This is a genomic window from Christensenella sp. KGMB01412 (assembly GCF_055522415.1).
Window position 1 is genome coordinate 1 of sequence record NZ_JBVFVW010000001.1, and the last position, 14,682, is coordinate 14,682.

14 protein-coding genes are annotated in these 14,682 nt (G+C 49.9%); 11 read left to right on the forward strand and 3 right to left on the reverse strand.

The window, feature by feature from the left end; translation table 11 throughout:
* Positions 1–99: 99 nt before the first annotated feature.
* From ACS5WU_RS00005 to ACS5WU_RS00015, 3 genes are all read right to left on the reverse strand, one after another.
* Complete coding sequence (locus ACS5WU_RS00005) at positions 100–1,140, reverse strand: LacI family DNA-binding transcriptional regulator (RefSeq protein WP_046442124.1); 1,041 nt, start codon at positions 1,138–1,140, stop codon at positions 100–102.
* Positions 1,141–1,286: 146 nt separating this feature from the next.
* Entirely contained in the window at positions 1,287–2,216 is a 930-nt protein-coding gene (locus ACS5WU_RS00010; protein ID WP_059109220.1) for a carbohydrate kinase family protein, read from the reverse strand.
* A 17-nt stretch (positions 2,217–2,233) separates the two neighbouring features.
* The gene (locus tag ACS5WU_RS00015; protein WP_059109219.1) at positions 2,234–2,572 is read right to left on the reverse strand and encodes a cupin domain-containing protein; all 339 of its coding nucleotides are present in this window, start codon (positions 2,570–2,572) and stop codon (positions 2,234–2,236) included.
* A 519-nt stretch (positions 2,573–3,091) separates the two neighbouring features.
* On the opposite strand from ACS5WU_RS00015, the gene ACS5WU_RS00020 reads away from it, so the two are divergent.
* The 11 genes from ACS5WU_RS00020 to rsmH all read left to right on the forward strand — a co-directional run bounded on the left by ACS5WU_RS00020 (position 3,092) and on the right by rsmH (position 14,681).
* A complete protein-coding gene (locus ACS5WU_RS00020) occupies positions 3,092–5,500 on the forward strand; it encodes a glycyl radical protein (RefSeq protein ID WP_046442123.1) in 2,409 nt (802 codons plus the stop codon).
* A 22-nt stretch (positions 5,501–5,522) separates the two neighbouring features.
* A complete protein-coding gene (locus tag ACS5WU_RS00025; protein WP_302761218.1) occupies positions 5,523–6,419 on the forward strand; it encodes a glycyl-radical enzyme activating protein in 897 nt (298 codons plus the stop codon).
* A gap of 148 nt (positions 6,420–6,567) precedes the next feature.
* Positions 6,568–7,233: an HAD family hydrolase gene (locus ACS5WU_RS00030; RefSeq protein ID WP_059109216.1), complete on the forward strand. Its 666-nt coding sequence runs from the start codon at positions 6,568–6,570 to the stop codon at positions 7,231–7,233.
* 196 nt (positions 7,234–7,429) lie between these two features.
* Positions 7,430–8,731, forward strand: coding sequence for a phenylacetate--CoA ligase family protein (locus ACS5WU_RS00035; RefSeq protein ID WP_302761221.1), 1,302 nt, complete (start codon positions 7,430–7,432; stop codon positions 8,729–8,731).
* Positions 8,732–8,749: 18 nt separating this feature from the next.
* Positions 8,750–9,181 (forward strand): acetolactate synthase, encoded by a 432-nt coding sequence (locus tag ACS5WU_RS00040; protein WP_046442117.1) that lies wholly within the window; start codon positions 8,750–8,752, stop codon positions 9,179–9,181.
* A gap of 28 nt (positions 9,182–9,209) precedes the next feature.
* Positions 9,210–9,530 (forward strand): hypothetical protein, encoded by a 321-nt coding sequence (locus ACS5WU_RS00045; protein WP_302761224.1) that lies wholly within the window; start codon positions 9,210–9,212, stop codon positions 9,528–9,530.
* A gap of 2 nt (positions 9,531–9,532) precedes the next feature.
* Entirely contained in the window at positions 9,533–11,845 is a 2,313-nt protein-coding gene (gene lon / locus ACS5WU_RS00050; RefSeq protein ID WP_302761227.1) for an endopeptidase La, read from the forward strand.
* Positions 11,845–12,456 carry a ribosome biogenesis GTP-binding protein YihA/YsxC gene (gene yihA, locus ACS5WU_RS00055; protein WP_082674837.1) on the forward strand — a complete coding sequence of 204 codons (612 nt, stop codon included), beginning with the start codon at positions 11,845–11,847 and terminating at the stop codon, positions 12,454–12,456. The genes lon and yihA overlap by 1 nt, the downstream gene beginning before the upstream one ends.
* Positions 12,453–13,148 (forward strand): metallophosphoesterase, encoded by a 696-nt coding sequence (locus ACS5WU_RS00060; RefSeq protein WP_046442112.1) that lies wholly within the window; start codon positions 12,453–12,455, stop codon positions 13,146–13,148. The genes yihA and ACS5WU_RS00060 overlap by 4 nt, the downstream gene beginning before the upstream one ends.
* A gap of 166 nt (positions 13,149–13,314) precedes the next feature.
* Positions 13,315–13,746 (forward strand): division/cell wall cluster transcriptional repressor MraZ, encoded by a 432-nt coding sequence (gene mraZ, locus ACS5WU_RS00065; protein ID WP_046442110.1) that lies wholly within the window; start codon positions 13,315–13,317, stop codon positions 13,744–13,746.
* Entirely contained in the window at positions 13,743–14,681 is a 939-nt protein-coding gene (rsmH, locus tag ACS5WU_RS00070; RefSeq protein ID WP_302761672.1) for a 16S rRNA (cytosine(1402)-N(4))-methyltransferase RsmH, read from the forward strand. The genes mraZ and rsmH overlap by 4 nt, the downstream gene beginning before the upstream one ends.
* Position 14,682: the final 1 nt, after the last annotated feature.

The following is a 14,682-nucleotide window of genomic DNA, read 5'->3' on the forward strand; positions in this document are numbered from 1 at the left end:
AATATCAGACACCTGAGAATCAGCAAGCGTTAGCGGGTTTCAATTATGCAAAAAGCGCTTCCCGTAACAAGGGAAGCGCTTAAAAAACAGATTGTTTGCTTAAAACTGCGAAGAATTGATATTATCAAAAATTTGCAGGTGACAGCCAATATGGGCTTGCTGGGGAGCGGCATTTTTGGACTGAATGGAAGAAAGTAACAAATCTACCGCTTTTTCGGCGAGCACATCCGGTTGCTGTATCATCAAAAACAGCGACCGGATGTTTTTGAATGGCAGTTTTCCGTCGGAAAGGGGAAACGGAATCGTAAACGTATCGAACGAGCCGATGTCGATTGCATCCGGAAAATCCATTTGCCTGAGCATATCGCACACATATAAAAAATCCCATGTGGTAGCAAGGGCCACCGCTGTGAACTTCTTCATGTTTTCAAGATTGGAAAGCGGCTGGCAGTCAAGTGGCCGGTCTGTATAGATGTATTCCTTTTGTATCTTCAGGTGATGTTTCTCCATCGCGTCCTGATATCCCGCAAAACGGTCCATTTGTACGGTCGTGCAGATGGATTTGCCATGGAAAATGAACAGGATGTTTTTATGCCCGCGTTCAATAAGCGCTTCGGTGAGCTTAAAAGAATTTGCTCTGTTATCCGTCGCCGCATAGCTTGCGTTTACATTGTAAACATAACGGTCCACGAAAACCATCGGAAGATTATTTGATTGCAGCTTGCGCAGGTAGTCAAGATTTGCAAAGTTGTCGCAGGCGTTCACAATCAGGCCGTCGACAGCGCCTGTAAAGCAGAATTCAAGGATTTCACGCTCTATTTGCGGATCTTCGTGGCTGTTAAAGATAATCGAGGAATAGCCTTCGCGCCGCAGGTTTTTCTCGATTTCATCCGTGAGCTGGGTTAAAAAATAGAAATTGAGCTCAGGCTGCAGAATACCGATTACTTTTTTCTTGCGCAGGAAAGGAAGCTTGCCTTCGGAAGCAATTCCCTGCGGGGTATAGTTGTGCTTCTGGGCGATCCGGATGATCTGGGCCCTTTTTTGTGCAGAAACACGGACCGGTTTATTGTTGAGCACCTTGGAAACCAGTGAACGGGATACGCCCGCCTTATCCGCGATATACTGTAACGTTACTTTCATTGTTTCATTCCTTTCCGATAAAGATTTACAGGCGTTCCGTACCCTGTTCGCAGCAGTTTCCTGCGAACAGGGCCGGAATACCCAAAGAGGCTCTGCGTTTTAAGTACAAAAGAGTAAAGCTTGTGCGCAAAGCCTGTAATACCGTGTTATTGATCAAGGAGCGCGAGCACCTCTTCGCGCGTGGGAGCGCCTTCCATCGGACCTTTTTTCAGTACTGAAAGCGCGCCCGCAGCATTTGCAAAACGTCCTGCCTCATACAGGGGAAGGCCGTCGTTCAGGGCGGTTACGAAGGCTGCGCAGAAGGTATCGCCTGCGCCTGTCGGATCGACCTCGGTAACAGAAAACGAGGGAACGTCCATAATCTCGCCGCCGTTAAAGATGCGGCAGCCATCTTCGCCGTTTTTAAGTACGACGAGCTTGCCCTGCTGCGCCCACTGTTTGCATCCGGTATCGTCGTCAGGAGCGCCGGTGAACATCATCGCTTCCGTTTTGCTTGGAAAAATGACGTTTGCACGCGCGATGATCGGCGCGCACATATCCCGAATTTCCTCGACGCTTAAAACCTCCGGGCGGATATTGGGATCAAAGCATACCTTTACATCATCGTCAAGCACGCTCAGCAGTTTGTAGACTGCCCTCATACAGTTCTCGTTGACGGAAAGCGTTACGCCGGTGATGTGCACCCATTTTACGCCCTTGATTTTCTCGGGATCGATATCGCTTTCGTCTATCATTCCTGCGGCAGAATGCCGCCAGTGATAAATAAACGTACGGCTGCCGTCGCTGAAATACCCTACAAACGCGGTGCCGGTTGTAGCGCCGGGAGCCACGCGTACCATGTCAAGATCCACGCCGCTTTCACAGAGACGGTCGCACAGGCATTTGCCAAAGCCGTCGTCGCCGACTACGCCGATAAACGAACAAGAATTGCCAAGCTTTGCCGCGGCATTGATAAAAATGGGGGTATCACCGCTCGGGTAAGGGCCTGTAAGGTCGGCGGCCTTGTCAAAGGGTTTGTCGATATCCTTACGCATGATTTCGACGAGCATACCGCCGATGCTTAAGATGTCTGCCATAATGATGTTCCTCCTTGTTAATCTCTTGTCGCGCAGGTTGCGTAAAGAAATTTGAGCGCCCCGTCCCCGGGATTGCTGACGATGTGGGGTATGTCACGGTGTACCAGAGTAAAATCGTCTGTTTTGAGACGGACGGTTTCTTCTGTCGTCGGATAGGTCAGCACGGCCTCTCCGGATATAACATAAAAAATTTCGTCCGCATTTTTATGCCCCGCGTCGTAGCCGGCTGTTTTACCGGCGGGGAGCTCGAGCACGCCAAAGCTAAGCTGGTCTGTTTCACCGCACGCATAAAGCTGCGCATCTCCAAATTCATCCGCTTTTACGGACGAAACAGGAATTGGTATTCCATACTGCATTAATAAATTCCTCCTTCTATTGTGTCCTTTATATCTGTTGTCATAGTACCTGGAATTGCACCCAAAAAAGGGTGGACAAGATGATACACATATGATACCATTGATACAACATTGATCAAAGACGAGAAATGGATAGATAATGGATAAAATAACGAGTATTTGAATGATATGAACATTTTAAATTGAAATAAAGGAAAAATATCAAAAAATGTATTGGGAGAAATCAATTTTAACGAAAACCGCGCGGTTTTTTTAATGAATTGGGCAGAAAAATTGAAATAATCAAAACAGGAAGAAATGTTGGAGAAATAAGGCGTTAAAATGCGATAATCAAGCAAAAAAGAGAAAATCAGGCATATATCAGTATAAACGAGATTTTGTGATAAACGTTGCATCAAAAGTATAATTGAAATACACAGGGAAGTATAACATTTCATAAATGACCACATAGTACAAATGAAAACAGGGGAAACATTGTGCGTAATGCACAGTATTATGGCTCTAAGGGAGGTTAACAGCATGACAAGAACAGAACGGATCAAAAAGTATATTTTGGGTTACGCGCCTGAAATTTGCACGGAACGCGGTAAAATTTATACGGAAGAATGTCTCAAAGCGCCGGGGCAGCCGGTTGTAATCCGCCGTGCGCGGGCTTTTAAACGTATGATGAACGAGATGACCATTTATCTCGGCGACGACGACCTTTTGATGGGAAATACGGCGGGGAAACCGCTTGCGGTGGAGCTGTTTCCGGAATACTCAATCGATTGGGTGCGCGATGAACTGGATACGTTTGAAAAACGTCCGCGCCAGCGCTTTGTAGTGACGCCGGAGCATAAGGAGGAAATCCTCAAAATGTGTGACGCATGGGACGGCGCAACGCATTTTGACCGCGTGGATTATTCGCTCAAACAGACGATTGGCGACTACCTGATGGGGCCGGGGCCGGATGGGAAAGGCCATCAGCACCCAAGTGTGAACCAGACGATGTCTATCGAGCATAACCAGAACGGCGACGGGCATATCATCCCGGATTACGTTGGCCTGCTCGATACGGGCTTTAACGCTGTGATCGAAAAAACCAAAACACAGATCGGACTTTTGGATGAAAGCGACGAGGAATACTTGGAGAAGCTCGCTTTCCTGAACTCGGTGGTCATGGTGCTTGAAGGTGCGATTGATTATTCTGAACGGCTTTCACAGATGGCGGTTGAACGCGCCAAGAAGGAAACAGATACGGGACGTAAGGAAGAATTGATGGAGATGGCCCGTATTTGCCACAAAATTCCGGCAGAGAAACCGGACACATTCTATGAAGCGCTGCAAATGGTGCTGCTGATTCATCTGTTGATTCAAATTGAATCAAACGGTCACAGTATTTCCATGGGCCGCATGGATTCCTATCTGTATCCTTTCTATGAGGCGGATGTGCGCGAAGGGCGCATTGATGCGGACAAGGCGCAGCAGCTTTTGGAATGCTTCCTGCTCAAGTGCTTTGAAGCAAATAAGCTTCGCGACTGGGGTACGACGGAAATCCTCGGTGGAGACCAGCTGTTCCAGACCATCACGCTTGCAGGGCAGACGCCGGATGGAAAATCGGCGGTCAACGAGCTTTCCTACCTGTTCCTGAAGGCGCTCGGACACACAAATATGAATGTGCCGACCGTAATTGTGAGCGCGGGGAAGACGACGCCGCTTGAATTTATGGAGGCCTCGATGGAGGCGCTTGTGGCGCATGGCGGCGGTATGCCTGCATTTTTCAACGACGACGTTGCCGTGGATATGATGCTGCGTGCAGGCGTAGACCTGCGTGACGCGCGTAACTGGGCGGGTATGGGCTGCTCTGAGGTGCGCGTGCCGGGCAAGCATGGCACAGGCGTAACGCCGGTATATGTTAACATGATGAAAATTCTGGAGCTTGCGCTGTACGACGGAGAGAATCCAAATACGGGTAAGACATTGTGCAAGACGAAAGCTTCTTTTAAAGACGCGAAAAACCTTGACGACGTGATAGCGCTCTTCGAGCAGCAGCTCGATTACTATCTGGAATTTATTCCAAAGATCGAGCGGGCGATTGCGGAAAGCTACTTCACGCTCACGCCCACGCCCTTCCTTTCGGCAACTGTGAATTACAGGATCGAAATGGGTAAGGATATCAGCTGGGGCCGCGGGCCAAATTATAACGACACGATCATTCATTCGCACGGATATCCAAACGTTGCAAACGCATTAGAGGCGATCGACCAGGTTGTGTTCCAGAAAAAGCTTTATACGGCTGAGCAGGTGCTTAAGGCGATGAAGGAAAATTTCGAAGGGGAAGAAAACCAGAAAATACGCAAGGCGCTTGCGGAAAGCCCCACGTTTGGCAATGACAACGACGAGGTAGACCTGCTGTGCGAGCGTTTGTTTGAGATCATGCCTGCAAAAATGAAAAAGATGAAGCCGCTTCGCGGAGGCCAGTTCGGCTGTACGGCACAAACGGTTGTTATGAATGTGATCGACGGTGAAGTGATTGGCGCGACTCCAGACGGAAGATACGCAGGGGAGTCTCTGGCGGATAATATGTCGCCTGTTCCGGGGACGGATGAAAGCGGCATCACGGCGGTGTTCAACTCGCTTTCCAAAATCGACCATGCGCTGATGGACAACGGCTCGATCCTGAATGTAAAATTCCACCCGTCCGGACTTGCCAGCGCAGAAAAGCGCAGGAAGATCGCGCAGACGATCAAGGTATATTTCAAGCGTGGAGGATTCCAGGTGCAGTTTAATGTCATCAGCAGGGAAATGCTGGAGGACGCGCAGGAGAAGCCGGACGACTACCGCACGCTGGTGGTGAAGGTAGCGGGCTTCAGCGCATTCTATGTGGAGCTGGAGGAAAAATGGCAAAACCATTTGATTGCCCGCACGGAATATTCGGAAGCAAATTAAGGGAGAGGATACTGTTTAAGGAATGGGATGTATATTTGACATACAACGGTTCTCGCTGGACGACGGCCCGGGGATCAGGACTGTGGTGTTCTTCCAGGGCTGTAACCAGTGGTGCAAATGGTGCCACAATCCGGAATCGATCGGCAGGAAACCTGTCGTTATCCGCACGGATTCAAGCTGCTCTATGTGCGGGAGGTGCGCGGCTGCGTGCCCTTCCCACGCAATCAGCTTAAGGGAGGGCCGGTATCTCGTGGATCACAGCCTTTGTACGCTGTGCGGTACATGCGCCCTCACCTGCTTTGAAAACTGTTTCAGGATCAGCGGCAAGGAATACAGCGCGGATGAGGTGATGGATACCGTACGCAAGGACGGGGATTACTATGAGGAATCGGGCGGCGGTATTACGGTAAGCGGCGGGGAACCCACACAACAGGCGGAATTCCTTGTGGAGCTGCTGCAAAAATGCAGGGAGGAAGGCATCCATACCGCAATCGAAACGAATGGGAATATGAGCAGCGAGACGCGCAGGCGCATTGAACCGTTGCTTGATTACGTCATGCTCGATATCAAACATACGGACAGTGAAAAAAGCAAAAAATATACGGGAAGCGGCGCCGGAAAGGCGTTGGAAACCCTTGCTTACCTGGCGGCGAAAAAGCCGGTGGAGGTTCGCGTTCCAGTGGTGCCCGGCTTTAACGATACGCCCGCGGAGCTGCAAAGCATTGCAGACGCCGCCGCAGAAAGCGGCGCGCATATGATACGTTTCCTGCCTTACCATACGTACGGCATGAGCAAATACCACAACCTGGGGCTCGACTACGAATATCCGGCTACAGAACCGATGACCACGGAAGAGCTTGAAAAGCTCATTGAATTTGTGGATACAAAAGGGCTTGAGGTCCGGTTGGGAATGAATTAAAAAATGACAGCAATGCTACGGTGTTGCTGTCGTTTTCTGTAATGCGCCTCATTGACAAAATACGCCCAAAAAGGGTATGATCAAAGGGTGCTTTTCGGGGGATTGGCAGGAAGAACGTTAGACAAAGGATATCCGAACGGAGGAGCAGATGAGACGGTACGATCATATTTTATTTGACTTGGATGGAACGCTTGCAGATACGCCGGATTTTCATTGTAAGGTGTTTATCGATTATTTTACGGAATGCGGAAAGGTTTTTGATCCGGACAAAATCACGAACGGCTTGCAGAAAACGCTTTCGATCAGGGATGTTCTGCGCGACGCAGGTGTGAAGGACGAAGAAGAGGAAGAGGAAGTTTTCCGCTATTTGCGTAGTTTTTACGGATCGGGCGCGGACGATATGATTGGCAGGATCAGGCTTGCGGACGGCGCACGGGAGACGCTGGGCGCGCTGCATAAGGAAGGGTATGGCATGGCCCTGATTTCAAATTCCATGCAGGAGCTTCTGGAGCGCATGGTAGTAGTGCTTGGCCTGCAGGATTATTTTTTTGAGCTTGAAGGCGCAAAGGAAGAACAGGCGGAGAAGCTGGAACGTTTCCGTGCGCTGCTGGAACGCAATGAAATAAACCCGGGACGCGTACTTTATGTGGGGGATACAAACGGCGATATGAAGGTAGCGCATACCCTTGGCTGCGACGCGTGTTTTGCAAATACGGATATTGCGTGGGCGCAGGATAAGGAAGCGGTCATTCGTACGCATAAACCGGAATATGTAATCGGAAGTATTGGCGAGCTGCTTGAAATTCTGGCATAAGGCGGCCTGCGGGCGTTAACGTATATTGAATTGAGAAATTGCGGCGCGTTCTTGCTGTATAAGGAATGCGCCGCTTTTTTTCTGAATTGCGTTATTTTGGTATTTGCTCAGGCGCGGGAAAATGGTATGATAGAAACGTACATTATATTATGATATTTTCCGGGCGTCCGGAAACAAACAGAAAGGATCGATTGCAATGGAGAATTATTTCCAGCCTGAAATCGAATGCGCTTCGCCTGAGCAGATCAGGAAGTGGCAGGATGAACGGCTCGTGAAAACGGTGAAGCACGTTTACGACAATGTGCCGTATTACAGGAACCTGATGGAGAAGCAGGGCGTGGAGCCCGATGACGTGAAATCTGTAGATGATTTATGCAAGCTGCCCTTCCTTACGAAGGATGATTTGCGCGACGCATATCCATACGGGTTGCTGGCGGTTCCGCTTAGCGATGCTGTCAGGATACAATCTACGAGCGGGACGACAGGAAGGCGGGTTGTCGCTTTTTATACACAGCACGATATTGACCTGTGGGACGAGTGCTGCGCCCGTGCGATTGTGGCGGCGGGAGGCACCAGGGATGACGTGGTGCATGTTTCATATGGCTACGGCCTCTTTACGGGCGGACCGGGCCTTAACGGCGGCTCGCACAAGGTTGGAGCGCTGACTCTGCCAATGTCATCCGGCAACACGCAGCGCCAGATACAATTTATGTGCGATCTGGGATCGACGATCCTTTGCTGTACGCCGTCTTATGCGGCATACCTTGGAGAAACGATCTGCGAAGAAGGCCTGCAGGACCAGATCAAGCTAAAGGCGGGTATCTTTGGTGCGGAAGCGTGGAGCGAGGAGATGCGAAGGGATATTGAGAAGAAGCTGGGCATCAAGGCTTACGACATTTATGGACTGACGGAGATTTCCGGTCCGGGCGTTTCGTTTGAATGCAGCGAGCAAACCGGGATGCACATAAATGAAGACCACTTTATCGCAGAGATTATCAATCCTGTAACAGGAGAGGTGTTGCCGGACGGGGAAAAGGGCGAACTGGTATTTACAAGTATTACCAAGGAGGCGTTTCCGCTGCTTCGTTACCGTACGCGCGATATTTGCGTGCTCACGAGGGAAAAATGCTCCTGCGGCAGGACGCACGTCAAAATGTGCAAGCCAATGGGACGCAGCGACGATATGCTGATCGTAAAAGGCGTAAATGTATTTCCGTCGCAGATTGAAACGGTGCTCCTCAATAAGGGGTATCCGGCAAATTACCAGATCATCGTCAGCAGGGAGAAGAACAGCGATGTGCTGGAAGTTCAGGTGGAGATGACGCAGGAAATGTTCTCCGACTCCGTAAGCCAGGTGGCGGAGCGTGAACGTGAATTGATTTTTGAAATGAAGGCGATGCTTGGCATCTTTGCAAAGGTGGCCCTGGTGGCGCCAAAATCGATTGCGCGCAGCGAGGGCAAGGCTGTGCGCGTCATCGACAAACGCAACCTTTATTAAGGTAAGGAGGGGTGCACAATGACGGTAAAACAGATTTCTGTATTTTTGGAGAACAAACCCGCGCAGTTGTCAGCGCTGGTTAAGGTTCTCAACCAGAATCAGATCGATATGCGGGCGCTTTCCGTGGCGGAGACGCGTGATTTTGGCATACTGAGGCTGATTGTCGACGACACCTATAAGGCCGCATGCGTGCTGAAGGAAGCGGGATATGTGTGCTCGATCACGCCTGTGCTTGCAGTCGCGATTTCGGATGAGCCGGGCGCTCTTTCGGGTATTCTCGATATCCTTGGGGATAACGGTGTGAATCTTGAATATACGTATGCGTTTATCACGCGGAAAAAAGACCTTGCATATATGATATTCCGTGTGGAGGATAATGACAAAGCAATCGATGTGCTGACAAAAAACGATATCAAGCTCATTTGCCAGGACGAACTGTATGGGCTGTAAAAACGCGCGATAGCAGGAAAGCCTTCCTTTGATTGTCAAGGGAAGGCTTTCTTATTACTGTATGCCACGGGCGGGGAAAGAAGAAAGAAGTGTTTTTGCATTTGTTTTAGTTTATCAAATGGTTGTGCGGGCAGCATATATTATTGCATCTGCGCTATGCGCTGTGTTTTACCTGTTGGCTGTAAAACAGTGTGGAAACAGGAAGAAAAAATATAAGAGAAAAAACAGGCGAAACAGGGGAATCTCTGAAGGCGGCGGGGATGTCCTGATTGAATTGGGATTGATTTTCATGTATAATCAAACATACAGACAGACTGGAAAAGGAGCAAATATAAATTGGAAAGATTAGTTATGCCGATGGTGGCGTTACGGGGGCTTGTTATCTTCCCCTATATGGTATTGCATTTTGATGTTGGCAGGGAAATGTCCGTTGCTGCGGTGGAGGAATGCGTCACGCAGGGGCAGGAAATTTTTTTGGTGACGCAAAAGGACCTTAAAATCGAAATGCCGGAAATCGAGGATTTGCACGGCATCGGAACAATCGCCAAGGTGAAGCAGGTGCTGAAGCTGCCGGGCGATACGCTTCGGGTGCTGGTAGAAGGAGAGCGCCGCGCGCGTATGATCGGATACGCCGGCAAGGAACCGTTCCTTCGGGCGGAGGTCGAAGAGATTCCGGAGGAGTCCCACGACGATCCATCCAAAGAGGTTGTAAAGGAAGCGTACATGCGGCGTGTAACCGATCTCTTTGAGCGGTTTGCGGCGCTCGGGGCCCGCATTCCCGGAGAAACCCTTTTTACGATCGGCGAGGTGGAGGAGCCGGGCAAGTTCGCGGATATGATTGCCTCCAACGTGGCGATTAAGCTGGATGATAAGCAGAAGGTGCTCAACTGCGCCAGCGAGCTCGAGCGTTTGCAGCTTGTGATGGAGATATTGAAAAAAGAGATCGATATCCTTGAAATCGATAAGGAAATTGCATCCTCGGTAAAGCAGCAGATCGATAAATCCCAGCGTGAGTATTTTCTGCGCGAGCAGATGAAGGTCATCCAGAAGGAGCTTGGAGAAACGGAAAACGACGAGGACGAGGTAGACGAGCTTCGCAGGAAAATCAAAGAGCTGCCGCTTTCTGAGGAAGCGCGCACGAAGGCGGAAAAAGAGCTTGCCAGAATGACGAGGATGTCTTCGGGTTCGCCGGAGATCAGCGTCATTCGAAGCTATATCGACTGGATTGTGAGTTTGCCGTGGGGTAAATACACACAGGACGATCTGGATCTTGCACATGCGCGCAAGGTTCTCGATCAGGAGCATTACGGCCTCCATAAAGTCAAAGACCGTATTATCGAGTTTTTGGCGGTCAGGAAACTGAAAAATGATATGCACGGGCCGATCCTGTGCCTTGCGGGGCCTCCAGGCGTAGGAAAAACGTCGATCGCGCATTCCATTGCAAATGCGCTTGAGAAAAAATTTGTGCGGATGTCCCTTGGAGGCGTGCACGACGAAGCGGAGATCAGGGGGCACCGGCGTACATATATCGGCGCGATTCCCGGGCGTATCATTACGTCAATCAAGCAGGCGGACAGCATGAATCCTCTGTTTTTACTGGATGAGATCGATAAGATGAGCAGCGATTTCCGCGGAGATCCTGCTTCTGCGATGCTGGAGGTGCTCGATCCGGAGATCAATAACACCTTCCGCGATCATTACCTTGACATTGAATTTGACCTGTCAAAGGTTATGTTTATAACGACTGCAAACGATATCAGCACCATTCCGCGTCCGCTTTACGACAGGATGGAAATCATTAACATCGATAGCTATACGGATGTGGAAAAGCTTAACATTGCAAAAAAACACCTGATCGCAAAGCAGGCGAAGGAGCATGGCCTCAAGCCGCGTACTGTCAGGATCAGCGACGGCGCGATTATGGATATGATCCATAAATATACGGCTGAAAGCGGAGTAAGGAACCTGGAGCGCGAGATAGCGACTATTATGCGTAAATCTGCCGCGCAGATCGTAGGCGAGGGAGACGAGAAGATTTCCGTCACACAGAAGAACCTGAAGGATTATCTGGGGCTTCCGAGGCGCAGCGAAACAAATGTGATGAAAAAAGATACTGTCGGCGTGGTGACGGGCCTTGCATGGACGGCTGTCGGCGGACAGACGATGCCCATTGAGGTTTCCGTGATTCCCGGAACGGGCAAGATGGAGCTTACGGGGCAGCTTGGCGACGTGATGAAAGAATCGGCAAAAACAGGAATCTCTGTTGTGCGCGCGATGAGCGGCAAGCTGAAATTTCCCAAGGATATCAACGAAAAAACGGATCTGCACATCCATGTGCCGGAAGGGGCAATCCCCAAGGATGGCCCTTCGGCGGGCGTTACGATGGTAACGGCGCTGGTATCTGCGCTTACAAAGCGCCCGGTGCGCCATGATATCGCCATGACGGGAGAAATCACGCTGACAGGCAGGGTGCTTAAAATAGGCGGGATTAAAGAAAAGGCGCTTGCCGCCCTTCGCGCGGGTATCCACACGATTATCCTGCCAAAGGACAACGAAGCCGATCTGGAAGAGTTGCCGGAGTCCGTCAGAAGCCAGTTGAACTTTATCTTTGCAACGGAAATTGGCGATGTGCTTAAAAATGCGCTTGTAACGGAGAAAAAATAGTGGAGATCAAAAAAGCGGCCTTTATTACCAGCATGAAACGGGCGGAGGATTATCCGGAGGAGGGCAGGCCGGAGATTGCGTTCGCCGGAAAGTCGAATGTGGGAAAATCCTCCCTCATCAACTATATGACGAACAATAAGAAGCTGGCATACGTCAGTAAGCAGCCGGGGAAAACGAGGCTTATCAATTATTTTCTGGTGAACGATTCCTTCTATCTTGTAGATCTTCCGGGATACGGCTTTGCGCGTGTGTCAAAGACGGAAAAAGAATCGTGGGCCAGGATGATGGAGCAGTATTTTGCAGTGGCGAAAAATCTGCGCGCGCTCGTGATCCTGGTGGATATCCGCCACAAACCAACGCAGGACGACCTGCAGATGATCGAATGGGCGGCCCATTACGGCGTGCCGTTTATGATTGCGGCAACCAAGGCGGATAAAATTGCAAAATCCAAACGCTATAACTACGCTGTGCAGATGGCAAAGCACATCGAAGCCGCAGTTGACCTGGATATGGAATTTTTGATCGTGCCGGTCTCGGCTTCCAGCAAGCTGGGAAAGGAAAAAGTATTGGATTATATCGAACAAATGCTCGGCCCGGAGGATGGCGAATGAATATATACGCAATCGGTGATCTTCATTTATCGAACGCGCAGCCAAAAGCAATGGATATTTTCGGAGACCACTGGAAAAACCATTTTGAAAAGATCAGCGCGGACTGGAACGCGCGGGTAAAGGAAGACGACATAGTGCTTATCCCCGGCGATATCAGCTGGGCAATGAATATCGCGGATGCGGTCTGTGATCTGGACGCGATTTGCGACCTCCCCGGGAAAAAAATTATGATCAAGGGGAATCATGACTACTGGTGGGGATCGATGTCGAAAATAAATGCTGTTTTGTATAACGAAACCTATATTTTGCAAAATAACTCGTTGGTTGTGGGGGACTATGTTTTTTGCGGCACGAGGGGCTGGAGCCTCCCCGGTGATAACGGATTTTCGGAAAATGATAAAAAAATATTCGAGAGGGAGAAGCTGCGGCTGCAGCTTTCGCTTGATACTACAAAAAAGTATCAGGACAAAAAAAAGATTGCCCTGATGCACTTTCCGCCCGTATATGAGAATATAAAAAACACGGATTTTGCAGAGATCCTGGAGCGCGGAGGCGTCAGTGAAGTCGTTTTTGGGCATCTTCATGGCGAGGTGCTAAAAAACCTGCACCTTACAAATCTTAAAATCGGTTCGGTCAACTATAATTTAGTATCTGCGGACTACCTGGACTTCAAATTGAAGAAAATATGCTAAACACAATTTAAAAAAGCGATAACAAAGCCAAAAAACTGCGAATTACACAATTCGCGGTTTTTTTTGTTTTGTCAGAAAAAAGCTTGCATAATGGTGGGGAAAATGATAAAATTTGATTAAAAGTGGCGCAAAGTGGTTAAAAGTGGGGAAAGGAGTTTTCGCGGCGATGCTGATTGGAGAATACACACACAATTTAGACGCCAAGGGCAGGGTGTTCATGCCGGCCAAATTCCGTGACGATTTGGGCGAAAGCTTCATCGTGACGAAGGGCGTTGGCAAATGCCTTTTTGTGTTCTCCATGGACGAGTGGAACAACTTTGCCGGAAAACTCAAAGACCTGCCGGTTTCCGATGTTGCGGCGCAGAGCTTTACGCGTATGCTGTTTGCGAGCGCGTGCGAATGCGAAGGAGATAAGCAGGGAAGAATCCTTTTGCCGCAAAGGCTGAGGGATCACATCGGCGCCACGAAGGAAACTGTAATCATCGGTGTGATGACAAGAGCGGAAATCTGGTCGAAGGAAGGCTGGGCGGAATACAATGACAGCGCTTACAAAGACTATGAAGAAACGCTTGCCAAACTTGCGGAGCTTGGAATATGACGGCGCAGGGGCACGTCCCGGTACTGTACCGGGAGACGCTTGAAGCACTGAATTTGCAGGACGGCGGCCTTTACGTAGATGGAACGCTCGGCGGAGCGGGACATTCGACGGGAATTCTCGAGGCGAGCGCGCCGGGAGGAAAGCTGATCGGCATCGATAAGGACATGGCGGCGATCAGGCGTTGCGGGGAAAGGCTTGCCGGTTACAAAGACAGGATCACGCTTGTACATGACGATTTTAAAAATATCAGGCAGATTTTAGACCGTCTGGATATTGAAAAAATAGACGGGGCCATATTGGATCTTGGAGTCTCGTCTTTCCAGCTTGACGAGGGGGAACGCGGGTTTTCTTATAACGAACCGGCGCCGCTCGACATGAGGATGGACAGAAACAATCTCCTGACGGCACAGCGAGTCGTAAATGAGTATGGCGAAGAAGCCCTGAGGCAGGTAATCAGGGATTACGGCGAAGAGAAATGGGCTTCGCGCATTGCACAGTTTATTGTGGCGGAACGCAAAAAGAAGCCGATAGAAACAACGCTGGAGCTGGTAGAAATTATCAAAAGCGCAATACCGGCAGGGGCAAGAAGAAACGGCCCGCATCCCGCAAAAAGAACGTTTCAGGCAATACGCATCGAGGTGAACGCGGAGCTTACAGGGCTTTCGCAGGCTATAGACGATTATGTATCGGTTCTTGAAAGCGGAGGAAGGCTTGCAGTCATAACCTTCCATTCGCTGGAGGACAGGATTGTGAAGCAGGCGTTTAAGCGGCTGTTTGATCCATGCGAGTGTCCAAAGGACTTTCCGGTTTGCGTATGCGGCAAGGAAAGCCAGGTCAGGATACTCACAAGAAAACCGGTACTTCCGACAGAATTGGAGCTTGAGACAAATCCGAGGGCTCGAAGCGCTAAGCTAAGGGTAGCAGAGAAGAGATAAC